We start from the raw sequence: 26,147 nt of genomic DNA on the forward strand, positions 1-26,147 counted from the left end.
CGGTGCCCGACTACAGACGAGGAGACGGACATGCTCTACCTCTTGCGACGCGTCGTCGTCCTGTTGACGACGCTGCTGCTTGTTTCGTTCCTCGTGTTCATGCTTCCGTACCTGACGCCGGGAGACCCGGCACGAAAGATCCTTCGGGCCAGGACCGGCGATCTCGACCTCGATCCCGAGACGGTCGAGCGATTGCGCATCGAGTACGGCCTCGACCTCCCGATCATGCAGCAGTACTGGAACTGGCTGAAGGACGCGCTCGGGGGCGACATCGGTATCTCCTATACCAGCGGGCGTCCGGTCGCCGGGATGCTCGGATCGGCATTGGCGAACACAGCGACGCTCGCGATCTCGGCTCTGCTGTTCGCGCTGGTGGTCGCACTGATCCTCGGGACGATCGCAGCCGTCAAGCGGGGTAAGCCGGCGGACAGCGTGATCACCACGATCACACAGGGTTTCGTGGCGATCCCCGAGTACTGGATGGGGCCGCTCCTGGTCCTCGTGTTCGCACTGAACATGGGGGTGCTTCCATCGGCAGGCTGGAAAGGGCCGCTTTGGATGATCCTGCCGTGCCTGACCCTCGCGCTGCGACCGATGAGCTACTTCACCCAGGTCACCAGAGCCTCGATGGTGGACGTCCTCGAATCGCCGCACATCACGGCAGCCCGAAGCAGGGGGCTGAGTTTTGGCGAGACCATGCTCAAACATGGCGTTCGGAACGCCCTGCTGCCGGTCGTGACGCTGTTCTCGGTCTGGCTTGCCGGACTGCTCGGTGGTTCGGTGGTGGTCGAGGTCATCTTCGCCATCCCCGGGATGGGCCGGATGCTCTACCAGGCGATTACGAACGGTGACGTACCGATCATCCAGGCGAGCGTGGTGTGCGTGGTCGGTCTCACGGTCATCATCACGACCGCCACGGACGCGTTGTACCGACTGATCAACCCGACCGTGAGGACGAGCCATGGCACTCGTTGACAATCCCGCCTCGGAGGCACTGGACGGCACCGCTCGCGTCATCCCGATGCGTGGTTCCGCCGCGGTCCGCGGGTGGGAGCACCTGCGGACCTGGCCGACCAGCCTCCGCGTCGGCGTCGCACTGTTCCTGACGATCGCCGTGCTGCTCGTGCTCACGCCGTGGATCGCGCCCTACGACCCCGCCGCCCAGGATCTGGAGAACCGCCTCGCCGCGGGCTCACCTGCGCATCTCCTCGGCACCGACCATCTCGGTCGCGACGTGCTCTCCCGGCTGCTCTGGGGCGGGCGGTACTCGGTCTCCATCGCCGCCGTCACCTTGGTCCTGTGCTCGGTGTTCGGCACGGTGCTCGGGCTGCTGTGCGCCCGGATCGGGGGCGCATTCGACGAGCTCGTCATGCGACTGACGGATGTCGCACTCGCCTTTCCCGAGATGGTAATCGCGATGTTCCTGGTCGCGATCCTTGGACCGAGCTACGGCACGCTCATCCTCGCCCTGGTGCTGACGGGCTGGACCCCGTTCGCCCGCCTCGCCCGAGGACTGGCCCTCGAGATCAACTCGCGGGACTTCGTGGAGGCGGCGGAGGCTCTTGGCATGTCGCGTCGGTTCATCGTCTTCCGGCACCTGCTGCCGAACGCGCTGAGCCCGTTGCTCGCACACGCCGCCCTTCGGTTCGGACACAAGCTCATTGCGGTCGGCGCGCTGTCCTATCTCGGACTTGGCGTCCAGCCGCCGGACTCGGACTGGGGTTCGATGCTCGCCGACGGCCAGCCCTACATGACCCGCCTCGCCGGCCTCGTGGTCTACCCAGGCCTCGCGATCTTCATCACCGCGCTCGCCGTGACGCTCATCGGGCAGGGGATCAACACCCGTAGGAACAGGCAGGGATGAGGGCATCATGAGTGACTCGATCACGGCAAAGGGGAGAACCATGGCAGCAAAGGAAAGTGGCACGCCGAAGGTGCGCAAGCGCACGTTGTCTTCCGTCGTCACATCACAGATGCGCCAGCGGATCGTCGATGGGACCTTTCCGCCAGGCTCGCAACTGAACGAGGTCGAGCTGGCCCGACGCTTCGCCACGAGTCGCGGCCCGGTCCGGGAGGGCATGCAACGGCTGGTCCAGGAAGGCTTGCTCGTCAGCGAGCCGCATCGGGGCATGTTCGTGCCGCTCCTGGACGAGAGTGACATCGCGGACCTCTACTACGCACGGGCAGCCGTGGAGCGGGCAGCGATGCTCCGGCTGGTGGACCAGGGCGTGACCGCTGCGACCGTGGCCAATCTCGAGCAGGCGCTTGGTGAGATGGCGGCCGCGATCGAACGGGAGGATTGGGGCGCCGTGGCCACCTCCGACCTCCGCTTCCACGAGCTCATCGTGGATGCCTCGGGAAGTCCGCGACTGAGCAGGATGTACGCCGCCCTCGCGGGCGAGAGCAGGCTCGCCATCAACATCTTGGTCGGCAGCTACGACGGTCGGACTGACTACCTCGAGGAGCACGCCAAGATCTTCGAGCTCCTCGTGGCCGGGAATCGCTCCGGACTCCTCGGGGAACTCAGCCGGCACCTGCAGACCGGGCAGGACACCGCGACCAAGAACAGCCGGGGTGCTGTCGCGGACTCCGCCGCAGCAGTTCGAGACACGACGACCTGAGACACCACTGCATCGGAGGAGCCATGCCCGATCAACTCGAGATCGACAACCTCACCGTCTCGTTCGGTGCCGAGGGTGCGCCACCGGTCCTGGACGGAGTCTCGCTCGGTGTCGCGAAGGGCGAGGTGCTGGCGATCGTCGGCGAGTCGGGCTCCGGCAAGAGCATGACCGCTATGTCGGTCATGAAGCTGCTACCGCGCGGCGCCAGGATGAAGGCGGGCGGGATCCGATTCGATGGCGTTGACATCCTCGGCGCGGACGAGCGAACGATGAACCGGATCCGGGGCGACCGGGTCAGCATGCTCTTCCAGCAGCCGAAACGGATGCTCGATCCGACGGCGACGGTCGGTCGTCAGGTGGCCGAACCCCTGCGGCGATACGCGGGACTGAGTCGGCACAAGGCGGCCGATCGAGTCATCGAACTCCTATCCGACGTGGGCATCGCCGAGCCGGAACGTCGAGCGAAGGCGTACGCCCACCAACTCTCCGGCGGGATCGCCCAGCGGGTCATGATCGCGATGGCCCTGGCCGGTGAGCCCGAGTTGCTGATCGCCGACGAGCCGACGACGGCACTGGACGTCACGGTCGAGGTGCAGGTGCTCCGGCTGATCGCGACCAAGCGCGCGGAGCTCGGGATGTCGGTTCTGTTCATCTCGCACGACCTCGGTGTGGTCTCCTCGCTCGCGGACCGGATCGCGGTGATGTACGCCGGCCGGATCGTCGAGGTCGGCACCACGGACCAGATCCTCCGGCAGCCACAGCACCCGTACACCCGGTCGCTCATCAAGTGCGCGACCCTCGCCCGGGAGCTCGACGGCTCGCTGTTCGTCATCCCCGGCGACGTGAGCTCGGCGCGGTCGATCACCAAGGGATGCCGGTTCATGCCGCGATGCCCCGTGGTCGAGGAGGCGCACCTGCACGACTCCTGTGACGCCGAGGAGCCGCCACTGTCCGGCTGCGCGAACGGCCAGGTCAGCCGGTGCTGGGCCACCATCGAGACACGGAGGTCGGCGTGAGCACGCAAGTGGTCGGACAACGGACGGCCGCCGAGTCCGGGCACCACGACATGGTGGTCCTCGACAACGTCGTCAAGTACTTCACGTTGTCCCGGACATCCCTGTTCCACGCCCCCGATGCCGTCCACTCGGTCGACGGTGTTTCCCTTCGGATCGAGGCGGGTGGGGTGCTCGGCCTGGTCGGTGAGTCCGGATCGGGCAAGAGCACCCTCGCGCGCGTGATCCTGACCCTGCTACGGAGTACCTCGGGCACTGTGACCATCGACGGCGTCGATGTCACCAACCTCTCCCAGGGGGCGATGCGCCGTGTCCGTCGCACGGCCCAGATGGTTTTCCAGGATCCGCACGCCGCGATGGATCCACGCATGACGATCGGCGAGAGCATGACGTCGGTGCTGACCCAGCACGGCGTGGGAACGCGTGCCGAGCGCCGGGACCGAGTCTCGCTGGCGCTGAGTGAGGTCGGTCTCGACGACAGTTACATCGACCGCTACCCCGGGGAGTGCTCGGGTGGCCAACTGCAGCGCGTCGGGATCGCTCGAGCGCTCCTGCTCGACCCGAAGGTGCTGATCTGTGACGAGCCGACCTCGGCCCTGGACGCCTCGGTCCAGGCACGCGTCCTGAACCTCCTCGACCGGATCAAGGACGAGCGTGAACTCACGATGATCATGATCTCCCATGACCTGCGTGTGGTTCGCCATGTCGCGGACCGGGTCGCGGTCATGTACCTCGGGCAGATCGTGGAGGTTGCCGACCGCGAGAAGCTCTTCACCGGGGCCAGCCACCCCTACACGATCGCTCTGCTCGCGGCAGGCCTGGAGTCGGGACGGCGGCACGAGGCCACGGTGGTCGCAGCCGGTGAGCCACCGTCGCCGATCCATCCGCCGGCCGGTTGCCGGTTCAACACCCGCTGCCCGCTCGCAACCGACCGGTGCCGGGAGGAGATGCCGGAGCTCCGCGAAGTCGGAGCCGACCACGAGGTGCGCTGCCACCGGTGGGAAGAGGCTCGCGGGTTGCTGTGCGCCGACGAGACGGCACCATGACCACGGCTCCCGTCCTGGTGCCGAGGCGCCAGGTCTGGACCCCGCCGGGCGGCGCCTTCTGGGCCGGTGTGTGGCAGCCGGTCGGACGGCCGCTGGAGGTGCGTGATCCGGAGGACGGTGCGCTGGTCGGTGTGGTGACGGACTCAACCGCTGCCGACGTCGCCGTCGCCGTGGATCACCTAGCCGCCCGCTGGGACCGGGTCGCCTGGCCGTTGTGGGCGCGACGTGCCGCTCTCGAGGAGACCGCCACCCGACTGACCGACCTCACGGAGACCTTCGTGAACCTGATCTCCACGGAGGGATGCAAGACGATCGCGGAGGCGCGCACGGAGGTGGCGCGCGCCGTCGAGACCCTGCATACGTCCGCCCGCGCCACGGCTGAGCTCGAAGGCGCGACCGTGCCCTTCCAGGACACCCGCCGCGGAGCGGGCTGGACAGGCTGGTACTCCAGGGAGCCGGTCGGTCTGGTCGCGGCGATCACACCGTTCAACGACCCGCTGAACCTCGTCGCGCACAAGCTCGGCCCGGCTCTGATCGCGGGCAACGGTGTGATACTCAAGCCGGCGCAGAGCACGCCGTTGACCGCTCTGGCGCTCGTGCAGATCCTCGTTGAGTCCGGCGTGCCTGGCGAGCGGCTTGCGGTGCTGGCTGGTCACCAGGCAGGTCCCGCGCTGGTGGCCGACCCGCGCATCGACGTCGTCTCGTTCACCGGCGGACCGGCAACCGCCGATCGGATCGCCGCCGGTGGCCGGGCCCGGCGCCTACTCATGGAACTCGGTGGCAACAACGCGCTGATCGCCTGTGCCGATGCTGACCCGGCGCGCGTCGCCGACGCGATCGTCGGCGGGGCGTTCGGCACCGCGGGCCAGAGCTGCCTATCAGTGCAGCGTGCGTTCGTCGCGGACGCCATCTTCCCGGAAGTTCTCGAGCGGGTCGTCTCCGGCGCCCGGCGCGTCGTTGCCGGCAGCAAGAGGGATCCACACTCGGACATCGGACCGCTGATCACGACGGCGGAAGCGGTGCGAGTCCAGGCGTGGGTCGTGGAGGCTGTAGCGGGCGGGGCCGTGGTCCGTACCGGTGGGACCCGATCCGGGGCGTTCGTGACGCCCACCGTGCTCACGGACGTTCCGGTCGACGCGAGGATTCGTCGCGAGGAGGTGTTTGGCCCGATCGTCATGCTCGAGCCGTTCGACACCCTCGCTGACGCGATCGATTCGGCCAACGCTGTCGACACCGGGCTGCAGGCGGGGGTCTTCACGCGAGATATCGACACCGCGTTGACCGTCGCGCGGCGCCTGCGGGTGGGCGCGGTGATGATCAATGAGAGCTCGGACTTCCGCATCGACGCGATGCCGTTCGGCGGTTTCAAGCGGTCCGGCATCGGCCGGGAGGGCATCGCCGAGATGATCCGCGAACTGACCGAACCGAAGATCGTTGCAATCCGGGCGCCCGCGCCCGATCAGGAGAGTTGAGGAATACCTGGTGGACACCCATGGCGGGCACGATCACGGTCCCGCGGATCACGATGATGACGAGCATGGCCGGGTGGGAGCCGGCCGGTCGAAACATGGCCATGGTCACGGGCACAACCACAGCCACGGGATGACCGCCACCGGGCGCCACCGCAAGCGTCTGATCGCCGTCCTGTGCATCACGGGATCGGTCATGGTCGCCCAGGCGGTCGGGGCCTGGATCTCCGGCTCGCTCGCGCTGCTCGCCGACGCAGGGCACATGCTGACGGACTCGGCGGGCCTGGCGATCGCCCTGGTTGCGGCGTCGCTGGCCATGCGGCCGGCCACCGACGCGCGTACGTATGGCTGGCAGCGGGCCGAGGTGCTCGCGGCGCTCGCGAACGCGACGATTCTGTGTGCGGTAGGCGTCCTGGTCATCCGCGAAGCCTTCCTCCGCTGGAACACCGAACCCGAGATTCAGGGCGGCCTCATGCTCTGGGTCGCAGTCGGCGGGGCCGTCGCGAACGCCGTCTCGTTGATCATCCTGCTGCGAGCGAGCGGCGAGTCCCTGAACATGCGCGGGGCCTACCTCGAGGTTCTCGGCGACCTGCTCGGCTCGATCGCCGTCATCGTCGCGGCCATCGTGATCCTGACGACAGGGTGGCTGCGCGCCGATGCGTTGGCCTCGTTCGCGATCGGGGTCCTGATCCTGCCCAGGGCGGTGTCACTGCTGCGGGACGTCGCCAGGGTCCTGATGGAGGCGACGCCGCAGGGAGTCGATCTCAGTGAGGTCAGGTCGCACATGGAGGCCCTGCCCGGCGTCGAGGAGGTGCACGATCTGCACGTCTGGACGATCACGTCGGGCGTCCCGGTGCTTTCGGCGCACGTGGTCCTCGACAGCGCCGAGGTAGATCGCGAGCTCGAGTGTGCGGCCCTGGACAGTCTGGCGGACTGCCTCCGCGGCCACTTCGACGTGGACCACTGCACGTTCCAGATCGAGCCGCAGGGGCACGCCCACCATGAGCATGCACTGCATGCGTGAGTTCGCGGCCGGCGCCCGAGATGCGGTCCGGACGCCTCGCTCCGACTTGCCGGCGCATACCCCCTAGGGGTATCGTGATCCACGATGACATACATCCAAGCCGTATGTCCGAGCGAGAGGGAGATCTGATGTCGACTGCCGTATTCGAGGTGACGGGTCTGCACTGCAGCAGCTGTGCCGGGAAGGTGTCGAGCGCCGTCAACACGGTCGACGGCGTCACGGGGGTGGAGCTCGACCTCGCCACCGGTCGGCTCTCGGTCACGTCCGGGGCGCCGATCGACGACAGCGCCATTGTGGCCGTGGTCACCGAGGCCGGCTACCAGGTCGCGCCCGCCTGAGCACGCCCGCGCCCGGCGCGCCGTGCGGGCCGGAGCAGGACGCGCCCGTGGTCAGAGGGGACTGTTGCCGGAGCGAGCGTGACTCGACCGCGGGGTGCCGCAGCCGACGCTCCAGCGCGGTGCCGACGCTCACGCCCGCCACGGCGAGGCCGCACGTCACGAGCGTCGCCTCGGGGCCGAAGGTCGCGATCACCGCGCCACCCGCGATCAGTCCGACAGCCAGTGTGGATTCAAGCACCACGGCCTGCCCGGTGAACGCGGCGCGTCGCTCGGCGCCCTGGCTGCCGCGCGAGAGTTCGGTCACGGTCGCGGTGGCGCCGAACGCCATGAATACCCCGCCGCAGGCCGAGACGACCGAGACCGCCAGGTAGGACGAGGTCCCAACCGCGCCGAGGCCGGCGAAGCACAGGCCCAGACCGACGAATGACACCAGCATCGTCGCGTAGAGCGGCAGTCGGCGGACGGCAGCCACGGCGACGCCGGCACCGACGATGGTGCCCAGCCCGTAGCCGCCGTTGGCTGCGGTCAGCAGGAGCCCCGGCTCCCCGGTCGCGTCGCCCATCACGACCAGTCCGAGGCTGAAGGAGAACCAGAGCAGGCTCAGCGTCCCCCGCATGATCAGTCCGCGGACCAGATCCGGCTGCCTCCGGATCACCGCGAGGATGCTCCGGCCGACGCTCTTCGGCTCGTGGCGCATCGGCGAGTACGGCACGAGGAGCAGGGCCACGGCCGCTGTGCCGAGCGCGGCGGCCTCCAGCCACAACAGCGGTGCGGCCCCGACGAACTGCACGCCGAGGGCGCCGAGGGTCGGGCCCAGTGCCACCGTGATGCGCCGGGTGAGCTCGCGCGTCGCCATCATCCGGACCGATCCGCCAGGTGATATCGCGTCGGCGAAGTCGGCCAGCAGACTGTCCTGGCCGGGGCCGCCGAGCGCGGCAGCGGCACCGACGACCAGTCCGCTTGCGGCGAGTGACCAGAGTTCGAGTTCGCCGACGAGCATACTCACGGGAACGATCAGCACGCCGAGCGCCTGGACCAGGACAACGAGGGCCAGGGCCCGTCCGCCGTCGATCCGCCTCCGTAGCGCCCGGGCCCACCAGGGTGACGTCAGCATCGGGATGCCGATCATGCCGCCCACGAGTCCCGTGGCAGCCACGGAGCCCGTGCCCTGAAGGGCCACCAACGGCAGGGCGAGTGCCGAGACGCGCGCGCCGATCTCGGTCAGGAAGGACGTCGCCAGGATCGTGACGGCTGCCGTTGTATGCCTCATCGTCCACGATCATGCTGCGTAGTTCCCTGCCGCGGTAGCCATCGGACTGCACCGATCGGTCATAGGCTGGATCTATGAGGGAGTTCCTGTCGATCGATGACCTGCGGTTGGTCCGGGAGGTAGCTCGTCGGGGTTCGGTCGGGGCGGCCGCCGCCCGTCTCGGCGTCAGTCAGCCGACCGCGAGCCAGCGGCTCGCGGCACTCGAGCGTCGAAGCGGCCTGCGGCTGTTCCAACGTGACACCACGGGTGCCAGACCGACGCTCGCCGGCCGCGAGCTCGCGGACCAGGCCGATCGGATCCTCGGCTCGATCGACTCCCTCCCGGAACTGATGCGGGCGACGGAGGGGCGGTCCTCACGCACGATCGGGACAGTTGCCTCGTTGGCGGCGGTGCTCTACCCCGCCCTCGAACTGCTTCTCCCGGAACTAGCCGTCCACCAGGTGACCGATCACGGACCGGCTCTGGTCGATGCCGTCGCCGACGGCTCGATGGACGCGGCCTTCATCGGCGTCCCGATGCAGACCGCGCTGCCGGCTGGCCTGTCCGTCACGGTCTTCCACCGCGACGACCTCAGCATCCTCCGACCTGCCGACGCGGCGTCGCTCGGCACCGGACGCCAGCCGTACGCGGGACGGACGGTCTTCGCCTACACCTACGACCCTGCTCTGCACGAGTCGCTCAGCACGATCGCCGCACTCGGTGGCCGGCCCCGACGGGCCGCGACCGCCGAGACAGCGGTGACCCTGGCCCGGGTCCGGGGGGAACTCGCCTTGCTCCCGGCCAGTCTCGCCCACCGGAACCTGCGCGGACTCGATGAGGTCCTGCCAGCGCCGCGGCGCCGTCGTGTGCAACTCGCGATGGTGACGCGTCGCCCAGGGCCGCAGGCCCTGGTCGAGGTGCTGCCGGAGCTCGGCGAGGTGCTGAAGCACCCACACCTACCGGATCCGCCGACTGCGGCCGTGCCGGTATGAGAGAACCGCGCGCACGGATCAGGGGTGCTACCGGCGTGCTGGCGGTGCGTCGGCGAACCCGGCTACGCACCGCCCTTGCGGTACGCGATCTTCTTGGAGACGAGTCCGTCACGGAACTCGTAGAAGTCCGCGCCGTGGACGGTGCTGGTGGTGCCGTCCTCGGCCGTCGAGGTTGAGGTCCACTCGGAGAAACCACGGTTGCCGATCGTGAACCGCTCGCCGTAGACGTGGTTCGCATGGCCGGGTTGACCAACGCCCATCTCGATCAGCGCAGCCCGGATCTCGTCGTGACCGACGTATCGCCTTCCCCATGGCTCGGGGCCGAAGGACGCCTCGTAGAGACCGTCCGCGGTCATACCGGTGACGATCCCTTCGACGTCCCCGTCGGACCAGGCCTGTTGGTATCGGCCGAAGTCCTCGTCGTTGACCTCACCCTGTGGGTTCTCGGGCATGTGCTCCTTCTCCTTCGTCGGTGTTCGTGCAGGTAGGGATGTGAGGGGATCAGACGCCGAGGATCCGGACGACCTCGTCGAGCGAAGCGACGTCGTAGTGGTGGTAGAAGGGGGCCGCGGGCTCCCACCCGCGGTTGAGGTACACGGTGTTCTTGACGCCGAGGTCGGTCGCCGGCTGGAGGTCGTAGCGTGGGCTGGAGGAGACGTGCATGACCTCCTCGGGCAAGCAGCCGAGCTGGGCGAACATGTACTCGAACGCCTGCAGGCGAGGCTTGTAGGCCTGAGCCTGCTCGGCGGAGAACGCCCGGTGGAACGGTGCGCCGAGTTTCTCCACGTTCCGGCCGATCTGGCTGTCCGCGGCGTTCGAGAGGATCACCAAGGGAAACCTGCTGGCGAGTTTCGCAAGCGGAACGGGGATGTCCGGGTGTGGGCCCCAGTTCGGGATGTCGCCGAAGATGGCGGACGAGTGCTCCGGTAGGTAGGGCGCACCGGTCCTACGGCAGGTCCGCTGGTAGGCGCGGTCGATCACCACGTCGTACGGGCGCCAGTCGCCCATGACCTCGTCCATGCGGTAATAGCTGAACACCTCGAGGAATTTGCCGATGAGGTCCGGTCCGATGATGTCCTTCGTCACGTCCTTGGTAATCGTACTCATCTGGAAGTCGGTCAACGTGCCGTACATGTCGAAGGTGATGAACTTGGGCTCCGGCGTGTTCATCTCAAGGCTCCGAATCGTGACATTTCGATGTGCGTGGGTGCGGTGCGGTCCAGCAAGGCAATGCTCCGATCGGAGTGAGGACGGCATGCCCGACATTCGACTCGGCCGAGCATGCCGTCACATTGTTTGACTGTCGGTGGGAGTTCTCCGGGTCGATCTATTCGGAGATCGACAGGGCCGTCGTGAACACGTATTGGTCGAGTAGGTTCGGTACGAATCCCTCGACGGCGTTGGTGTGGGCGTAGGTTGCGGTTTCGTGCACGATGTAGACGGTGACAGCATGCTCCTGCAGATAGGTGGCGATGTCGGCGTAGGCTGCGTATCGCTCCTCGTCGTCAAAGGTGCTGGCGGCGTCCGCGATCATCGTGTCGACCTCGGGATCACAGAACTGCGAGATGTTGAACCCGCCCTCGCAGGTGTAGTCGGAACTCAGCATGCCGCCCGGGTCAGGCAGATCGGTCAGGGCGTTGCGGGAGAGGAGGGTGGCGCCATAGTCGCCGGCGAGGAGGTTTGCCTCGATGGCGGCGTAGTCCGGCGTGGTGATCGAGACCGTGATGCCGATCTCCGCAAGTTGGGACTGGATGACCGCTGCCAGGTTCGCGAACTCGGGCCGGCTGGTGTAGGCGATGAGTTCGAAGTCGAGGGAGGCCGGGTCGATGCCGGCGTCCTCGAGGATCGCGGTCGCGGCGGCGGGGTCGCCGCCGAGGGCGCCGGCGCCTTCGGGGGCCCAGGGTGCCGACGGCGCGAACGGGCCGACGGCGGGGGTCGCCGCGCTCTCGTAGACGGAGCCGGCGATCGCCTCCAGGTCGAGGGCGGCCTGCACGGCCAGTCGTGCGGCCTCGTCGGCGAACGGGCCGGTCTCGGTGTTGAAGTACAACCCTGTGGTCCGAGCGGTCTCGTTGGTGGAGACGGTCACGTCCGGGTTCGGCTCGAGCAGGGCGATGTCGGTCACCGGCACTGACGAGGCGATGTCCACCTCGCCCGTCTCGAGCTGGGTCGTCCGGGTCGCGCCGTCGGGCAGGATCGAGATCGTGCCGCCGGTCAGAGCGACCTCGCCGCCCCAATAGTTCTCGTTGCGGATGATCTCCAGACCCGTGTCGTAGTTGACGTCGACGATCTCGAACGGCCCGGTGCAGGTGCCCACCACGTCGATCTGTGCGCCTGTGAATGCCGCCTCCGCAAGGATCCCGGCCGAGGGTGTGCTCAGCCGCAGAGGCAGCAGAGGATCCGGGACCGGCGTGGTGACCAGTACCGTCCCGTCCTCGCCGGCCTCGATGGCGGTCACCGTCGAGGGGTTGAACGACCGGGCTGCGGTGTCCGACTCGAGGGTGTGGGTCAGCGCGTTGGCGACTGCCTCGGGTGTCAGGTCGGTGCCATCCTGGAACTGAACACCCTCGCGGATCGTGAACGACCAGGTCAGATCGTCGACCTGTGACCACTCGGTGGCGAGGGACGGTTCCAGCTCGCCCGACTCGGTGTAACGGGCGAGCGGTTCGAGACAGCCGGCGCGGGTGAGGATGAAGGCATCGTCGGTGCCCAGCGCGAAGCTGGCGTCGATGGTCAGCCACTCTGCGAGGGTGATGTGGCCGCCGGCGTCGCCGCCGGAGCCGCCGGGCTCGTCTCCTCCGGTTCCACCACCGGAACCATCGTCGAAACTACATGCGCCGAGCGCCAGCGTGACAGCGACTATGCCGCTGAGGCGGGGAATCGAACGTCTCATCGAAGGTGCTCCTGTCGTATCTGGAAACGGCTCACCGTGAAGCCGCGAGTCATCAACTTGGTGGTCATACGGTCACGCCCGGTGACGGAGCGTTGTCCGCCAGTCCACGAAATTGTGCTACAGGTGCCTGTCGACGGGTGAGGTGCTTCAGTTGATTACCATTCCGACCGACAGAATGCTCACTGGAGTCCTGGTGCCTCTCGTACTGATAACGACATTGTTACAAACTCGGTCCGGTCCTCCGAGTAACCTGCACCAGGACGAATCTCAAAGGTGTGAACGGTTCCCCCTATCGAATCCTGCTGCTATTGCGCCAGGGTGGCGATCACCTCCTCGGTTCCGATCCGGCCCGGTCGAGGAGGGGCGAAAATGCCGGCCCTGCGCACCACGTCGGGAGGTGCGTCCGCGTCCGCCACCGGATCCAGCGGGGACGCCGAGGAACCGGGGGCCGGCACAGCCTTGCTGTAGCGGACAGATCGCGCCGCCGCCGACGACATCCGCGGCGCGGCTCCTGGGTCCGCGCGCCTCGGTCGGTCCGGGCGCAGGCGGATCACGTGCGGGTTGCCCTCGCTCATATCGCCTCCCTTCGGGGTGGGGCCGTGGCTAGATTGTCGACAACTTGGCACGCGTTGTCAACAGTGCCAACACATCAGAAACTGGAGATCGGCTCCTTTAGTGCCGTATCCAGTGCAGGAGAGCGACAGGTTGGCCGCCTACGGGGATCGTGGACCGATTGTTGACAAGCGTTCGCAATCCGACTTCAGGCCCGGGAGGACTGCTCCGCCGCCGCATGGTGCCGCCCGATCGGGAGCATCAGCGGCTTGCCGGAGACCGGATCCGGGATGACCCGGGAGTCGAGCCCGAACACGGTCCGCACGGTCTCGTCGGTGAGCACCTCGCCGGGCTCGCCGACGGCGTGCACCCGCCCGTCGGCCATGGCGATCAGGTGGTCGGCGTACCGGGCGGCCAGGTTCAGGTCGTGCAGCACCATCACGATCGTGGTGCCGCGGTCGGCGTTCAGGTCGGTGAGCAGGTCGAGCACCTCGATCTGGTGGCTCACGTCCAGGAACGTGGTCGGCTCGTCCAGGAGCAGCACGTCGGTCTGCTGGGCCAGGGCCATCGCGATCCAGACCCGCTGGCGCTGACCGCCGGAGAGCTCGTCGACCGCGCGCTCGGCGAGGTCCGCCGTCGCCGTGGCGTCCAGGGCGTCCGCGACCGCCGCGTCGTCGTCGGCGGACCAGCGGGACAGCAGACCCTGGTGCGGGTGCCGGCCCCGGCCGACCAGGTCCGCCACGGTGATGCCCTCGGGCGCGATGGGCGACTGCGGCAGCAGGCCGAGGGTGCGGGCGAGCTCCTTCGCCGGGATCTTGTGGACCTGCCGCCCATCGAGCAGCACCTGGCCGCCGCGCGGGCTGAGCAGCCGGGACATCGCGCGCAGCAGCGTGGACTTGCCGCACGCGTTCGCGCCGACGATGGCGGTGATCGCACCCGGTGGCACGATCAGGTCGAGCGAGGTGAGCACGGTGCGGTCGCCGTAGCCAACGGTCAGGGACTCGGCCGTGAGTGAGCGGTCCTTGGTCACAGGGAGCCTCCGACGCGGTTGGTGCGAACGATGAGATAGATGAGGTACGGCGCCCCGAGCACGCCGGTGATGACGCCGACCGGGAACCGGGTGCCGAACGCGAACTGCCCGGCCAGGTCGGCCACGAGCACGAGCAGCGCGCCGACGCAGGCCGAGGGAACGAGCAGCGAACCGCCCGGGCCGACCAGGCGGGCCGCGATCGGACCGGAGAGGAAGGCGACGAACGCGATCGGCCCGGCGGCCGCCGTCGCGAACGAGATGAGCAGCACCGCGGCGACGATCAGGACCAGCCGGGTGCGCTCGGGCCGGGCGCCGAGGGCCGCGGCGGCGTCCTCGCCGAGCTGGAGCGCGGCGAGGTTGCGCGAGTGCGCGAGGAGGACCGGTACGAGCACGGCGGCGGCGATCAGCACCGTGACCGTCTCGGGCCAGCGGGTGCCGTTCAGGCTGCCGGTGAGCCAGCGGGTGGCCTCCTGCAGATCCCACTGCGCGGCCTGGGAGAGCACGTACGCGGTGACGCTGTCCAGCATCGCGGAGATCCCGATGCCGATCAGGATCAGGCGGGTGCCGGCCACCCCGTCCTTGAACGCCAGCACGTACACGATCATCGCGACGGCGAGCCCGGCCACGATCGCGAAGACCGAGACCCCGGTCCCGCCCAGGGAGAGCATGACGATCGCGAACGCGGCCGCAGCGCTGGCCCCGGAGGAGATCCCGATGATGTCCGGGCTCGCCAGCGGGTTACGCAGCATCGTCTGGAAGGTGACCCCGGAGAGGCCGAAGCAGGCACCCGCGGCCACGGCGAGGACGGCTCGGGGCAGCCGCAGGGTGCCGACCGTGAACGAGGCCCCCGGCACGTCGTGCCCGAGGATCACGCCGATCACGTCGGCCGGCGGGTAGAACGTGCGCCCGACCATCAGGGTCACCGCGAAGATCGCGATGACGGCGACCGCGAGCACCGCGATGATCCTCCGACGGCGGGACGTGCGTCCGGTCCGGCCGCTGCGGACGGCCTCGAGGGTGCTGGTGGCCGGCCGGACGGCCGTTCGTGCCGTATCGGTCGCGGTCACAGTTCGCGCACCTTCTGGCGGCGCACGATCGCGATGAAGAACGGGGCGCCGATGAGCGCGGTGACGATGCCGACGGCGACCTCGCTCGGCCGCGCCGCGATCCGCCCGACGATGTCCGCGGCGGTCAGCAGCGCGGCACCGGTGACGGCGGAGAACGGCAGCAGCCAGCGGTGGTCGACGCCGACCAGCAGTCGGCACGCGTGCGGCACGACCAGCCCGACGAACCCGATCGGGCCGGTCACCGCCGTCGCCGCCCCGCACAGCACCACCGCGCCGAGCGAGGACACCCCGCGCGCGATCGCGACCCGCTCGCCGAGCCCGGCCGCGACGTCGTCGCCGAGCGCGAGGGAGTTCAGGCCGCGGGCGCACAGCAGGCAGATCGCGAACCCGGCGACCAGGAACGGCGCCACCTGCCCGATGGACGCGTACGTGGCCCCGCCGACGCCGCCGATCTGCCAGGACAGGGTGGCCTCCCCGACGTCGCCGCGGATGAGCCGGATGCCGCTGATGAACGAGGCGAGCGCGGCCGCCGTCGCGGCGCCGGCGAGGGCGAGCTTCAGCGGGGTGGCCCCGCCCCGGCCGAGGGACCCGATCACGTACACGGCGACGGCGGTGATCGCCGCCCCGGTGATGGCCACCCAGATGTAGCTGGACGCCGAGGTCAGGCCGAAGTAGGCGATGCCGACCACCACGGCGAGCGAGGCGCCCATGTTGATGCCCAGGATCCCCGGGTCGGCGAGTGGGTTCCGGGTCACGCCCTGCATCACGGCACCGGAGACGCCGAGCGCCGCGCCGGTGATCACGGCGAGCAGCGTGCGCGGGATCCGCTTGGCCACCGCGCCCTGGTCGAACCCGTCGGTGCCGCCGCCGAGCGCCGCGAGCACGTCCGCGAGGTCGACGTCGCGGGACCCGATCAGGATCGAGGCCACCATCAGCCCCCCGAGGACGGCGAACACGGCCAGCAACCACAGGCCGCGGGCGCGCCGCGGCCGCCGGCTCCGGGAGTCGGAGGCGGCGGCCGGGGCGCTGGTGGAGGTCGCGGTCACTGGGCGGCGTCGGCCGCCTCACCCAACAGGGCCAGGTAGTCGTCGAGGATCCAGGAGATGGACAGCGGGGTCGGGTTCGCCGCGGTGCCCAGCGGGCTGGTGCCCGGCAGGTTCACGATCGCCCCGTTCGCGACGGCGGGCATCTGGGACAGCAGCGGGTCCGCCTCGAGGGCGGTGACCAGCTCGTCGCCGCCGTAGGTGACGATGATGTCGACGTCGTTGAACGCATCGGCCTGCTCGGCGCTCTGGGTGAGGGCGAACTGGTCGGTCCCGGCCGACGCGGTGGCGACCGACTCCGGGGTGGTGAGGCCGAGGTCGTCGAAGAACAGGGCCCGGGTGTCGTGCGTGGTGTAGAAGCTGACCTCGCTCAGGTCGGTGGTGTCCACGTGGGTCAGGAACATCGCCGTGTGGCCCTCGAGCTGCGGGTACTCGGCGACGGCGTCGGCGATCTCGGTCTCGAGGTCGGCGATCAACTGCTCACCCTCGGCGGCCATGCCCATCGCGGTCGAGTTCACCTCGATGATCTCGCGCCACGGGGTGGCCCACGGGGCGTCCGGGTAGGGCACCACCGGCGCGATCTCGCTGAGGGTGTCGTAGTCGTCCTGGGTCAGTCCGGAGTACGCGGCCAGGATCACGTCCGGAGCGGTGTCCGCGACCGCCTCGAAGTCGATCCCGTCCGTCTCGTCGAAAAGCACCGGGGTCTCGCCGCCGAGTTCGGTCAGCTTCTCCTCGACCCACGGCAGCAGGCCGTCGCCGTCGTCGTCACCGAAGTTCGCCGCGGCCATGCCGACCGGGACCACGCCGAGGGCCAGCGGCACCTCGTGGTTGGCCCAGTTCACCGTGGCGACCCGCTCGGGCTGGGCCTCGATCGTGGTGGTGCCGAGCGCGTGTTCGATGACGATCGGGTACTCGCCGTCCGCAGCGGCCGGGGTCGGGTCGTTCTCGGCGGCACCGGAGGCGTTGCCGCCGGAGCCACAGGCGGCGAGGGTGAGGGCGGCCGCGGCGGCGACGGCGGCTGCGAGGGGGCGGTAGGAACGCACGGGGAAGTGACTCCACTCTCGGTGTGGGGATGATGGGGGGAGGGTCTGGCGTTAGCCTCGGTCGGACCGGGTCCGTCCACTTAGGTATGGCGACCCTAACACCGGGGGATTGCTCCCCACAACGTGCGCCCGTGAGGGTGCTGAGGTGGCGACCACTTCGACACTCTCGCGCGGGAGGTGGGCGGTCAGTGTCGCTTCGGCGCCTTCCAGTACCCGGAGAAGGTGACGTCGTCCTTCGCCATCCCGCCCCGGACCAGGTGCCGGCGCAATGCGACCGGGAGGGTTTGCTCGCCCGACACCCAGACGTAGGTCCCCGGCGTCGGCGCGGGTAGGGCCAGGGCCGCGTCGAGCACCGCGCGGCCGGGGGTGTCGTGGTGGTCGGCCTGGTTGGCACGGATCACCCAGGTGACCTCCACGCCGTCGGGCGCGTCGACGTCCTGGCGGTCGTCGGAGGCGGGGATCTCGATCAGGGCCCGGCCGGTGGTGGCCCGCGGCAGGGACTCCAGGATCCCGGCGATGGCGGGCAGTGCCGTCTCGTCCCCGACGAGCAGGACGGCCTCCGCCTGCGGCTCGGCCCGGAAGCCGATGCCCTCGTCCAGGATCGCGACCACATCGCCCGGTGCGCAGGTCTGCGCCCACGACGCGGCCGGACCGGCCGTCCCGTCCGCTGCGCTGCCGTGCAGCACGAAGTCGACGTCGAGCTCGGGGCCCTGCGGGCCGTCCGGCCGGTGGGCGCGCACCGTGTAGTTGCGCAGCACCGGGCGCTCGGTCTTCGCGTGGGTGAGGTACTTCAGGTAGCTGAACGTGTCCAGTTTGCTCGGCACCCAGCCCAGCGACTCGGGGTCCGTGATCGGGATGAACAGGCGGAACCACTGGTCGAAGCCCATCGGGACGAACTGCTCGATGTCCCCGCCGCCGAGCGTCACCCGGGCGAAGTTCGTGGAGATCCGCTCGGTGCGCAGCACCGTGAGGGTGACCAGCGTGGTGGTCTCCGGCTTCGAGCGCACCGCCGTCATGTTCGTGCGGACCACCATGGACTCCTGACCGATCGGGACTGAGGCGAGGCTTACCTTACTCGTCCGGCGAGGAAGCTCAAGCCTCGACGTCCACCCACTCCTGACCGAGCGCGCGGAGTTCGCCGGTACCCGCCGTCGCGGCCGCGACCCGGGCCGACAGTTCGGCCGCGTCACCGGACAGGCGCAGCACGGCCCGCTCGCCGTAGCCGACGTCCAGGACCGCCGTGCCCGGATGGCGGCGCAGTTCGGCCTCGACCCTGCCGGCGTCGGCGTGCGGCAGCGCGAGGGAGAACAGGTCCCGGCGCTCGCGCGCAACGAGCAGGCCGGCCGCCCCGGCCGTGTCGATCCCGGCGAGGACGGCGTCGGAGTAGGCGCGCACCAGGCCGCCCGCGCCCAGCAGCACGCCGCCGAAGTACCGGGTCACCACGGCCACGCAGTCCATCAGGTGCCGCCCGGTCAGCGCCTCGAGCATCGGCGCGCCCGCCGTGCCGGACGGTTCTCCGTCGTCGTTCGAGCGGCGCACCTGGCCGGGGTCGTCGGCGGCGCCGAGCACGAACGCCGAGCAGTGGTGCCGGGCGCCGTGGTGCTCCTTGCGGGCCTGCTCGACGGCGGCCCTCGCCATCTCCTCGTCGCGCACCCGGACGAGGCGGCAGAGGAAGCGGGAGCGCTTCACCTCGATCTCGGCGTCCACGCGGGCGCCGGGACCGCCGCGCAGGGTCAGACCGGTCATCGGGACATTCTCCCGCTCCGGCGAGCCTCGGTGGCCGAGCGACGTCGCGGACGTGGCAACCTGGACGCCATGAGCCCCCGGTCGTCCCCTGGCACGTCCGCCTGGAGGGTGCCCGGGTGATGGTGGTGCCCGCCCTCCTCGCGGTCGTCGTCGGGGCCCTGCTGCAGCGACTCACGGGGATGGGTTTCGCGCTGGTGTCGGCACCGTTCCTGGTGCTGCTGCTCGGGCCGTTCGACGGCGTCCTGGTCGCCAACGCCGGCGGCGCATTCTCCTCGTTGATCCTGCTGCGCCGGCTACGGTCCTGGATCGACTGGCACCGCTTCCGGTACCTGATGCCGGCGGCACTCGTGGGCATCGTGCCCGGCGCCTGGGTCGCACTGAACGTGCCGTCCCACGTCCTGGACCTCAGCATCGGGCTCATCGTCGTCCTCGGGATGACCGCCTCGCTGATCGCGGCCCGCGCGGATGCGGCGTCCGGCACCCTGCCGATGCTCCTGCTCGGCGGTGCGTCCGGGTTCATGAACGTCACCGCGGGGGTGGGCGGTCCCGCGCTGAGCGTGTACGGCGTGGTCTCCCGCTGGTCGCAACTGTCGTTCGCGGCGACCCTGCAACCGCTGTTCCTGGTGATGGGGCTGGTCTCCCTCGGCGTCAAGTGGGCGGGGGAGCCCGCTGCGTTCGCGACCCTCGGTTGGCCGATCTGGCTCGGCGTGGCGGCCGCGGTGCTGGTCGGCCTGGCGTTGGGGACCGGGCTCGCGCGGTGGGTCGGCCCCGGCACGGCTCGGGTCGTCGTGATCGTGATGGCCTACGCCGGCGGCGTGGCCACCCTGCTGCGAGGACTGTTCGCCGGCACCTGAGGCCGATGTGCGCTGCGTCACACCGGCGTCCTGACCTGCGGGTTGGCCGCGCGGTCGATCGGCGTTCACCCGCGCGTCGACGGGTGGCGCGCCTGAGTTCACCCTCGGCTCGTACGTTCTTCGAGGCCCGCGGAACACGCTCCGCGCCCTCAGGAGGAACCGTGTCCCGTCCGCACCACCATCTCGGCATGCGTCCGTGAGCGCGCTGACCAAGCCGCCGATCGCCGTCGGGAGGTCGAAGGCGGCGAAGCCGCCACAGCGACCCGTGACACCGGAACGGCGCCGCTCGAACCGGCGCGAGGCCATCCTGTTCCTCGCCCTGATCCTGCCGAACGTCGCGGCGATCGTGGTGTTCTCGTACTACCCGACGGCGTACAACTTCATCCTCAGCTTCGTGGACTGGGACCTCGTCGCCCCGTTCCCGGAGTGGGTCGGCCTGGAGAACTACCAGGACCTCCTGGCCAGTCCGCGGTTCGCCGAGGTGCTCCTGAACACTCTGCTGTTCACCCTGGTGGCGGTCGGTGGCACGCTGGTGCTCGGGCTCGGCGTCGGGCAACTGCTCGCACAGCGGCTGAAGTTCTCCGGGTTCGCCCGGACCATGGCGTTCGCCCCGCACATGCTGCCCGGCGCGGCGGTCGGCGTGCTCTGGCTGTTCATGTTCGACCCGACCTACGGCCTGAGCCGGTGGCTGTTCAACCTGATCGGCCTGGACTCCCCGAACTGGACCACCACGTCGGACTGGTCCCTGTGGGCGGTCATCATCGCGTACTCCTGGCAGCGCCTCGGCTTCGTGACGATCATCTACTACACGGCGATCCAGGACCTGCCGCAGGACGTCTACGAGGCCGCCGAGCTCGACGGCGCCCGCGGGCCGAAGCTGTTCTGGTACATCACCCGGCCGCTGCTCTCGCCGGTCACGTTCTTCCTGAGCGTCACCGGGATCATCAGCGCGGCGCAGGCCTTCGACATCATCGCCACGCTCACCGACGGTGGGCCGGGCTCGTCCTCGACGACCCTGAACTGGATGGTCTACGAGGAGGCGTTCAAGAAGTTCGACGTCGGCACCTCGGCCGCGGCGGCGACCGTCCTGTTCCTCATCCTCCTCGTCGTCACGCTCATCCAGGCCCGCGCGCAGGGCAGGCAGGTGCACTACTCATGAGCCTCGACGTCAAGCCCCCGGTCACCGCGCCGGCACCCACCTCGAGCACCGCGGACCTCTTCGACGGCGTCGTGGACGCCGTCCCGCGCAGCCCTAACCGCAAGGTCGTGCACAACCCGGCCCTACGCGTCCTGCAGTACCTGGCGCTCGCGCTCGTGGTGGCGGTGTTCGTGCTGCCGCTGTACTGGCTATTCAGCTCCGCGCTGAAGGCCGAGAACGAGATCTACTCCTATCCGCTGCAGTGGATCCCGACCGTGCTGGAGCCGGAGAACTTCGCCGAGGCCTGGCGCTCGGCGCCGTTCGACCGGTTCTTCATCAACTCGATCATCACGACGTTCTTCGGCACCACCCTGGAGATCTCCCTCGCGATCCTGTCCGCCTACGCGTTCGCGTTCGTGCGGTTCCGGTTCAAGACTCCGCTGTTCCTGGTCATGATCGGCTCGCTGATGCTGCCCGGGCACGTCACGCTGCTGGTCAACTACATCACCGTGGGCCACCTGGGCTGGCTGAACACCTACGCCGGCCTGATCCTGCCCGGGATCGGCAGCGCGTTCGCGATGTTCCTCATATACCAGCAGATGCGGGTGGTGCCCGAGGAGATCGTGGACGCCGCGAAGATCGACGGCGCCGCGCACCTGCGGCGGATGTGGTCCGTGGTGCTGCCGATGTGCCGCCCGATGATCCTCACCGGGACCCTGATCGTGATGTTCGGCAAGTGGAACGACTTCGTCTGGCCGCTGATCGTGACGTCGACGGCGGACATGCGCACCCTGCCGATCGGGCTGATGTTCCTGCGCAGCCAGGAGGGCTACTCCAACTGGGGCTCGATCATGGCCGGCACCGTGATGGTCGCCCTGCCGATGCTCCTCGTCTTCTTCTTCGCCCAGAAGCGCATCATCGGCGGCATCGCCGCCGGTGCGCTCAAGGGCTGAGTTCCGCACCGCCACCAGACCTGAACAACCGGAACAACCTGAACCACCAGGCAAACCCCATTGGAGATCCGCATGCCCTCGTCCCGTCTGGACACCTCGCTGATGTTGAACCGCCGAACCCTGCTGACGGCGTTCGGCGCCTCCGCGGCGGGCCTCGGCCTCGCCGCCTGTGGCGCCCCGGGCGGCGGCGCCGCGGCCAACGACGCCGAGGGGGGCTCCAACCTGCGCCCCGAGTTCTCGCAGGCGCCGGTCACGGACATCCCCGCGCAGTACGCCGACCGCACCAACATCCTGTTCTGGGCGCCGTTCACCGGCGTGAACTTCGAGGCCCTGCAGGAGTTGTTCACCAAGTTCAACGACTCTCAGACCGAGATCTACGCCGCACTGGAGTCCCAGGGCAGTTACGCGGACCTGAACACGAAGTTCACCGCGGCCCTGCAGGCCCGCCAGGTGCCAGACATCGTCTGCTTCCCCGAGATGCAGTGGATCCAGTTCTACTTCTCCGACGCCCTCGCCCCGCTCGACGGCTACTTCGACGACGAGTGGTCCCTGGACGTGTACCTCCAGAACTACGTGAACGAGGGCGTTGCGGCCGGACAGACCTACGTGGTGCCGTTCGCGCGCTCAACCCCGCTGTTCTATTACAACAAGACCCAGTACGAGGCGCTCGGGCTGCCCGCCGAGGGTCCGACACGGTGGAGCGACCTGGCCGAGTTCGCCCCGGACCTCAAGAGCGTGGACGTCGCCGGGCAGCCGCTGATGCCCTTCGCGTTCGGAGCCGGTGACAACTGGTACGGCCAGGCCCACACCTGGGCGTGGGGCGGTCAACTCTCCGACGAGCTCACGGTGACCGTGACCGACGGCCCGATGCAGGAGTGGCTGGAGTGGAAGGCGAAGTTCATCCACGACGACGGGTTCGGCTACATGGCCCAGTCCGCGATGACCGACTTCACCACGGGCCTGTCGGCCGGCACCCACGGTTCCACCGCGTCCCTGCGTGGGGCCACCGAGTCCGCGGAGTTCGAGATCGGCACCGCGTTCATGCTCGGTGGCATCGAGGACGAGACCAAGGTGCCCACCGGCGGCTCCGGTCTGTCCATCGTGAAGGCCGAGTCGCAGGAGCGTCAGGACGCCTGCGCCGTGCTGTTCCGGTTCCTCGCCGAGCCCGAGAACGCCGCGTTCTGGCACGCCGGCACCGGCTACCTGCCGATCGTCACCGAGTCCCTCGAGACCGACACGGTCACGGACCTGGTCGCCGAGAACCCGAACTTCGGTGTGGCCCTCGCGCAGCTTCCCAACGCCCAGACGGCGGACGAGCCGACCTGGTACCAGGCCGGCGCCACCGAGTTCGCCACGGCCATGGCGCAGGTCTATGGTGACAACGCCGACGTCGTCGAGGTGCTCGAGGGCCTGCAGGTAGCCTTCGAGGAGGTCATCGAGGACAACCGCGAGGACCTCGAGGAGGTCAAGGGTTCATGATCGACGGCCCGATCCCACGGATCGTCGGGCACCGGGGCGCGTGCGCCGTGGAGCCCGAGAACACGCTCACCTCGTTCGCGCGCGGCGTCGCCGACGGCGCGGACCAGATCGAGCTGGACGTGCACCTGAGCGCGGATGGGGTCGTGGTGGTCCACCACGACCCGACCGTCGACCGCACGGCCGTGGGATCGGGCCGCACCACCGGCGCCATCGCCGACCTGACCTGGGCGCAGCTCCAGGAGGTCGAGCTCGGCGGGGGCCAGCGGATCCCGACGATCGAGCAGGCCCTCGACGCCATCGCCGTTCCGGTCCTGATCGAGATCAAGGCCCTCGAGGCGGCCGGACCGGTCGCCCGGCTGGTGGCCGAGGGCGGGTATGCGCAGCAGTCGATCTTCATCAGCTTCAAGCCCGAGGCCCTGGCCGAGGTGCTCCGCGTCGATCCCGGCTACCGCACCGGCCTGATCGCGAGCGGGACCACCGACGTCCAGCGCGCCGCCCTCGCGGAGCTTGGGTGCCAGAACTACTCGCTGCGCTACGACGGGCTGACCCGCGAGGAGGCGGCGCACTGGCAGGCCACGGGCGTCACCGTCACCGGCTGGCCGACGCTCACCGACGCGGACCTCGCGGCCGGGCTGGCCGCCGGGGTCGACTTCCTGACGGCAGACGACCCGGGCTGGGCCCGCCGTGCCGTCGAGGCGGCCCTCGCCGCACGACCGGCCGGCTGAGCCGCCCGGGCCCGGCCCCTGTCTGGTCCCGACCGGGCCCGACCAGGTTTGCCCTATCCGGTGCCGGTTGCCGGACCGGGCCGTCCACGCCGACTGCGCTCCCGCCGTCGACGGATCCGTTTCGAAGGAAGGCATGCGCATGTCACGCAACCGACTCCTGGTCATCTCCGTCGACGCGATGGTAGGGGAGGACCTCGAGCTGGCGCGCACCCTCCCGACGTTCTCCCGGCTGATCGAGCGGGCGGCGATCGCCGAGATCGAGTCCGTGTTCCCGACCGTCACCTACCCGAACCACACCGCCCAGACCACGGGCTGCGGGCCTGCCACGACCGGGATCTTCAACAACCTGACCTTCGACCCGTACGCCCCGGTTCCGGTCTGGTTCTGGGACTCCCGCCACATCCGGGTGCCCACCCTGTTCGCTGCCGCGAAGGCCGCCGGCCTGCGCACCGCCGCGGTGCAGTGGCCGGTGACCGCACACGACGAGGACATCGACGTGCTCGTGCCCGAGGTGTGGCAGATCGAGCAGTGGGGCGGCATCGAGGAGCTGTACCGGGGCACCGCCTCGCCCGGCGCCTGGGAACGGTACGTGAGCCCGCACGTGCACAAGGTGGTGTGGTCGCCGAAGCGCGACTTCAACGACTTCGCGGCCGCCGTGGCCCAGGACATCCTGCGCGAGGAGCGCCCCGACGTGATGTTCCTGCACCTGGTCGCCGTCGACGCGGCCCGGCACGCCGCCGGGCCGTTCGGGCCACCTGTCGACGCGGCCCTGCGCCGCGTCGACGCGCTCCTCGGCGAGATCGTCGCCACCATGGAGGAGGTCGGGACCCTCGAGTCCACGAACGTGGTCCTGGTCAGCGACCACGGGCACCTCGCCACCACCCAGCACACGAACCTCAATGCCCTGTTCGCCGAGCGCGGGCTGCTCCGCCTGGACGACGCCGGCGCCCTCGTCGACTACGACGTGTACTGCCACGGCGCCGGCCTGTCCGCCCAACTGTTCCTCGCCGAGGACCTCACCGACGCCCGACGCGTGGAGGTGGAGGCGCTGCTCGCCGAGATCGTCGCGGAGCCGACCTACCGGATCGCCGAGATCATCACCGCGTCAGTCGCCCGGGAGCGGTACGGCCTCGACGGCCCGTTCGCGTACGTGGTGATCTCCGAGCCGGGGGTCCAGGTCGCGCCGCACCTGGACCGGGCCGTGATCGCCGTGCCCGGCGACCCGGACTTCATCGGCTACGCGGGCAACCACGGGCACGAGCCGAGCCACGGCGGGCAGCCGGTGTTCATCGCCTCGGGCCCGGACTTCGCGCCGGGCGTGCACGCCGGGCGCCGGTCCATCCTCGACGAGGCGCCCACGTTCGCCGCCGTGCTCGGGCTCGACCTGCCGGCCGCCGAGGGAACCGTCGTCACGGAGGTGCTCGCCGCGGCCCTCGCCGAGAGGTAGCCACCCGGGGTGCCCCCGGTCTGGTCAGGGTGTGAGGTAGCGAGCCATCAGGATGTCGTCGACCTCCGCGCTCTCCAGCACGAACTCACCGCGCAGCACGCCCTCCTCCACGAACCCGCACCGGGCGTACAGCCGGCGGGCGGCCGGGTTCGTGGAGAGCACCCGCAGCGAGACCTTCCGCGCCCCGCGCCGACCGAGTTCGGCGACGGCCGCCTCCACCAGGGCAGTGCCGATCCCGCGCCCGGTCTCGGCGGGGTGCACGGCCAGTCCGTGGATCTCGAGCACGTGGGCGTGGGAGTCGACGCCGAAGACGTGTGGGCCACTGAACGTATCCGGCCACCCGGCCCTGCTCCGTGACGGCGACGAGTATGTCCGACATGGGCACGTACGTGAACGCTGAGCGCGGCGACATCGGCGCCGGCGCCGGA

General features: G+C 69.5%; 26 protein-coding genes. 15 read left to right on the forward strand and 11 right to left on the reverse strand.

Features of this window, described 5'->3' with window-relative positions:
- The first annotated feature begins 30 nt into the window (after positions 1-30).
- From EXU48_RS22755 to EXU48_RS22790, 8 genes are all read left to right on the forward strand, one after another.
- On the forward strand, positions 31-975 hold the full coding sequence (locus tag EXU48_RS22755; protein WP_133109990.1) for an ABC transporter permease: 945 nt from the start codon (positions 31-33) through the stop codon (positions 973-975).
- Positions 962-1,864: an ABC transporter permease gene (locus EXU48_RS22760; RefSeq protein WP_133109991.1), complete on the forward strand. Its 903-nt coding sequence runs from the start codon at positions 962-964 to the stop codon at positions 1,862-1,864. Before EXU48_RS22755 ends, EXU48_RS22760 begins: the two co-directional genes overlap by 14 nt.
- Positions 1,865-1,904: 40 nt before the next feature.
- The gene (locus EXU48_RS22765) at positions 1,905-2,621 is read left to right on the forward strand and encodes a GntR family transcriptional regulator (RefSeq protein ID WP_133109992.1); all 717 of its coding nucleotides are present in this window, start codon (positions 1,905-1,907) and stop codon (positions 2,619-2,621) included.
- A gap of 23 nt (positions 2,622-2,644) precedes the next feature.
- Positions 2,645-3,637 carry an ABC transporter ATP-binding protein gene (locus EXU48_RS22770; protein WP_133109993.1) on the forward strand — a complete coding sequence of 331 codons (993 nt, stop codon included), beginning with the start codon at positions 2,645-2,647 and terminating at the stop codon, positions 3,635-3,637.
- Positions 3,634-4,680, forward strand: coding sequence for an ABC transporter ATP-binding protein (locus EXU48_RS22775; protein ID WP_207947875.1), 1,047 nt, complete (start codon positions 3,634-3,636; stop codon positions 4,678-4,680). The genes EXU48_RS22770 and EXU48_RS22775 overlap by 4 nt, the downstream gene beginning before the upstream one ends.
- Complete coding sequence (locus EXU48_RS22780; protein ID WP_133109994.1) at positions 4,677-6,152, forward strand: aldehyde dehydrogenase family protein; 1,476 nt, start codon at positions 4,677-4,679, stop codon at positions 6,150-6,152. Before EXU48_RS22775 ends, EXU48_RS22780 begins: the two co-directional genes overlap by 4 nt.
- 130 nt (positions 6,153-6,282) lie before the next feature.
- Positions 6,283-7,173, forward strand: a complete 891-nt coding sequence (locus EXU48_RS22785) for a cation diffusion facilitator family transporter (RefSeq protein ID WP_133109995.1) — start codon at positions 6,283-6,285, stop codon at positions 7,171-7,173.
- A 128-nt stretch (positions 7,174-7,301) separates the two neighbouring features.
- The gene (locus EXU48_RS22790; protein ID WP_133109996.1) at positions 7,302-7,511 is read left to right on the forward strand and encodes a heavy-metal-associated domain-containing protein; all 210 of its coding nucleotides are present in this window, start codon (positions 7,302-7,304) and stop codon (positions 7,509-7,511) included.
- Here EXU48_RS22790 and EXU48_RS22795 read toward each other — a convergent pair.
- Positions 7,477-8,781 carry an MFS transporter gene (locus EXU48_RS22795; protein ID WP_133109997.1) on the reverse strand — a complete coding sequence of 435 codons (1,305 nt, stop codon included), beginning with the start codon at positions 8,779-8,781 and terminating at the stop codon, positions 7,477-7,479. The two genes, EXU48_RS22790 and EXU48_RS22795, sit on opposite strands and share 35 nt — an antisense overlap.
- A 74-nt stretch (positions 8,782-8,855) precedes the next feature.
- Between EXU48_RS22795 and EXU48_RS22800 the strand changes: the two genes are divergently transcribed.
- Complete coding sequence (locus EXU48_RS22800; protein WP_133109998.1) at positions 8,856-9,752, forward strand: LysR family transcriptional regulator; 897 nt, start codon at positions 8,856-8,858, stop codon at positions 9,750-9,752.
- Positions 9,753-9,814: 62 nt separating this feature from the next.
- Here the strand turns inward: EXU48_RS22800 and EXU48_RS22805 are convergent, their stop codons facing one another.
- The 9 genes from EXU48_RS22805 to EXU48_RS22845 form a co-directional block, all read right to left on the reverse strand.
- Positions 9,815-10,204 carry a nuclear transport factor 2 family protein gene (locus tag EXU48_RS22805; protein ID WP_133109999.1) on the reverse strand — a complete coding sequence of 130 codons (390 nt, stop codon included), beginning with the start codon at positions 10,202-10,204 and terminating at the stop codon, positions 9,815-9,817.
- Between the two features lie 49 nt (positions 10,205-10,253).
- Positions 10,254-10,922 carry a haloacid dehalogenase type II gene (locus EXU48_RS22810; RefSeq protein ID WP_133110000.1) on the reverse strand — a complete coding sequence of 223 codons (669 nt, stop codon included), beginning with the start codon at positions 10,920-10,922 and terminating at the stop codon, positions 10,254-10,256.
- A 157-nt stretch (positions 10,923-11,079) separates the two neighbouring features.
- Complete coding sequence (locus EXU48_RS22815) at positions 11,080-12,642, reverse strand: ABC transporter substrate-binding protein (protein WP_133110001.1); 1,563 nt, start codon at positions 12,640-12,642, stop codon at positions 11,080-11,082.
- 760 nt (positions 12,643-13,402) lie between these two features.
- A complete protein-coding gene (locus EXU48_RS22820; protein ID WP_133110002.1) occupies positions 13,403-14,224 on the reverse strand; it encodes an ABC transporter ATP-binding protein in 822 nt (273 codons plus the stop codon).
- The gene (locus EXU48_RS22825) at positions 14,221-15,291 is read right to left on the reverse strand and encodes a FecCD family ABC transporter permease (RefSeq protein ID WP_133110003.1); all 1,071 of its coding nucleotides are present in this window, start codon (positions 15,289-15,291) and stop codon (positions 14,221-14,223) included. The genes EXU48_RS22820 and EXU48_RS22825 overlap by 4 nt, the downstream gene beginning before the upstream one ends.
- A complete protein-coding gene (locus EXU48_RS22830; protein ID WP_407938771.1) occupies positions 15,288-16,337 on the reverse strand; it encodes a FecCD family ABC transporter permease in 1,050 nt (349 codons plus the stop codon). Before EXU48_RS22830 ends, EXU48_RS22825 begins: the two co-directional genes overlap by 4 nt.
- Positions 16,334-17,377 carry an iron-siderophore ABC transporter substrate-binding protein gene (locus tag EXU48_RS22835; protein ID WP_133110004.1) on the reverse strand — a complete coding sequence of 348 codons (1,044 nt, stop codon included), beginning with the start codon at positions 17,375-17,377 and terminating at the stop codon, positions 16,334-16,336. The genes EXU48_RS22830 and EXU48_RS22835 overlap by 4 nt, the downstream gene beginning before the upstream one ends.
- Positions 17,378-17,562: 185 nt before the next feature.
- Positions 17,563-18,411 (reverse strand): siderophore-interacting protein, encoded by an 849-nt coding sequence (locus tag EXU48_RS22840; RefSeq protein WP_235857222.1) that lies wholly within the window; start codon positions 18,409-18,411, stop codon positions 17,563-17,565.
- Positions 18,412-18,469: 58 nt separating this feature from the next.
- Entirely contained in the window at positions 18,470-19,123 is a 654-nt protein-coding gene (locus EXU48_RS22845) for an IMPACT family protein (protein ID WP_133110005.1), read from the reverse strand.
- 119 nt (positions 19,124-19,242) lie between these two features.
- On the opposite strand from EXU48_RS22845, the gene EXU48_RS22850 reads away from it, so the two are divergent.
- From EXU48_RS22850 to EXU48_RS22875, 6 genes are all read left to right on the forward strand, one after another.
- Positions 19,243-19,977 carry a sulfite exporter TauE/SafE family protein gene (locus EXU48_RS22850; RefSeq protein ID WP_133110006.1) on the forward strand — a complete coding sequence of 245 codons (735 nt, stop codon included), beginning with the start codon at positions 19,243-19,245 and terminating at the stop codon, positions 19,975-19,977.
- Positions 19,978-20,173: 196 nt separating this feature from the next.
- Positions 20,174-21,136 (forward strand): carbohydrate ABC transporter permease, encoded by a 963-nt coding sequence (locus tag EXU48_RS22855; RefSeq protein ID WP_133110007.1) that lies wholly within the window; start codon positions 20,174-20,176, stop codon positions 21,134-21,136.
- The gene (locus tag EXU48_RS22860; protein WP_133110008.1) at positions 21,133-22,068 is read left to right on the forward strand and encodes a carbohydrate ABC transporter permease; all 936 of its coding nucleotides are present in this window, start codon (positions 21,133-21,135) and stop codon (positions 22,066-22,068) included. The genes EXU48_RS22855 and EXU48_RS22860 overlap by 4 nt, the downstream gene beginning before the upstream one ends.
- 72 nt (positions 22,069-22,140) lie before the next feature.
- A complete protein-coding gene (locus tag EXU48_RS22865) occupies positions 22,141-23,547 on the forward strand; it encodes an extracellular solute-binding protein (protein WP_133110009.1) in 1,407 nt (468 codons plus the stop codon).
- Positions 23,544-24,272, forward strand: a complete 729-nt coding sequence (locus EXU48_RS22870; protein ID WP_133110010.1) for a glycerophosphodiester phosphodiesterase — start codon at positions 23,544-23,546, stop codon at positions 24,270-24,272. The genes EXU48_RS22865 and EXU48_RS22870 overlap by 4 nt, the downstream gene beginning before the upstream one ends.
- 139 nt (positions 24,273-24,411) lie before the next feature.
- Positions 24,412-25,719 carry an alkaline phosphatase family protein gene (locus tag EXU48_RS22875; RefSeq protein ID WP_165962956.1) on the forward strand — a complete coding sequence of 436 codons (1,308 nt, stop codon included), beginning with the start codon at positions 24,412-24,414 and terminating at the stop codon, positions 25,717-25,719.
- 24 nt (positions 25,720-25,743) lie between these two features.
- Here EXU48_RS22875 and EXU48_RS24855 read toward each other — a convergent pair whose 3' ends face one another.
- The gene (locus tag EXU48_RS24855) at positions 25,744-26,004 is read right to left on the reverse strand and encodes a GNAT family N-acetyltransferase (protein ID WP_207947876.1); all 261 of its coding nucleotides are present in this window, start codon (positions 26,002-26,004) and stop codon (positions 25,744-25,746) included.
- Positions 26,005-26,147 lie beyond the last annotated feature (143 nt).

This window comes from Occultella glacieicola (assembly GCF_004353825.1).
Lineage (GTDB): Bacteria > Actinomycetota > Actinomycetes > Actinomycetales > Beutenbergiaceae > Occultella > Occultella glacieicola.

Coding starts and splice junctions, on each gene's coding strand:
- EXU48_RS22810 (WP_133110000.1), bottom strand. CDS start 10,922: ATGAACACGCCGGAGCCCAAGTTCATCACCTTCGACATGTACGGCACG.
- EXU48_RS22780 (WP_133109994.1), top strand. CDS start 4,677: ATGACCACGGCTCCCGTCCTGGTGCCGAGGCGCCAGGTCTGGACCCCG.
- EXU48_RS22870 (WP_133110010.1), top strand. CDS start 23,544: ATGATCGACGGCCCGATCCCACGGATCGTCGGGCACCGGGGCGCGTGC.
- EXU48_RS22770 (WP_133109993.1), top strand. CDS start 2,645: ATGCCCGATCAACTCGAGATCGACAACCTCACCGTCTCGTTCGGTGCC.
- EXU48_RS22805 (WP_133109999.1), bottom strand. CDS start 10,204: ATGCCCGAGAACCCACAGGGTGAGGTCAACGACGAGGACTTCGGCCGA.
- EXU48_RS22840 (WP_235857222.1), bottom strand. CDS start 18,411: ATGGTGGTCCGCACGAACATGACGGCGGTGCGCTCGAAGCCGGAGACC.
- EXU48_RS22790 (WP_133109996.1), top strand. CDS start 7,302: ATGTCGACTGCCGTATTCGAGGTGACGGGTCTGCACTGCAGCAGCTGT.
- EXU48_RS22800 (WP_133109998.1), top strand. CDS start 8,856: ATGAGGGAGTTCCTGTCGATCGATGACCTGCGGTTGGTCCGGGAGGTA.
- EXU48_RS22760 (WP_133109991.1), top strand. CDS start 962: ATGGCACTCGTTGACAATCCCGCCTCGGAGGCACTGGACGGCACCGCT.
- EXU48_RS22785 (WP_133109995.1), top strand. CDS start 6,283: ATGACCGCCACCGGGCGCCACCGCAAGCGTCTGATCGCCGTCCTGTGC.
- EXU48_RS22845 (WP_133110005.1), bottom strand. CDS start 19,123: ATGACCGGTCTGACCCTGCGCGGCGGTCCCGGCGCCCGCGTGGACGCC.
- EXU48_RS22755 (WP_133109990.1), top strand. CDS start 31: ATGCTCTACCTCTTGCGACGCGTCGTCGTCCTGTTGACGACGCTGCTG.
- EXU48_RS22875 (WP_165962956.1), top strand. CDS start 24,412: ATGTCACGCAACCGACTCCTGGTCATCTCCGTCGACGCGATGGTAGGG.
- EXU48_RS22795 (WP_133109997.1), bottom strand. CDS start 8,781: ATGAGGCATACAACGGCAGCCGTCACGATCCTGGCGACGTCCTTCCTG.
- EXU48_RS22865 (WP_133110009.1), top strand. CDS start 22,141: ATGCCCTCGTCCCGTCTGGACACCTCGCTGATGTTGAACCGCCGAACC.
- EXU48_RS22860 (WP_133110008.1), top strand. CDS start 21,133: ATGAGCCTCGACGTCAAGCCCCCGGTCACCGCGCCGGCACCCACCTCG.
- EXU48_RS22850 (WP_133110006.1), top strand. CDS start 19,243: ATGGTGGTGCCCGCCCTCCTCGCGGTCGTCGTCGGGGCCCTGCTGCAG.
- EXU48_RS22815 (WP_133110001.1), bottom strand. CDS start 12,642: ATGAGACGTTCGATTCCCCGCCTCAGCGGCATAGTCGCTGTCACGCTG.
- EXU48_RS22765 (WP_133109992.1), top strand. CDS start 1,905: ATGGCAGCAAAGGAAAGTGGCACGCCGAAGGTGCGCAAGCGCACGTTG.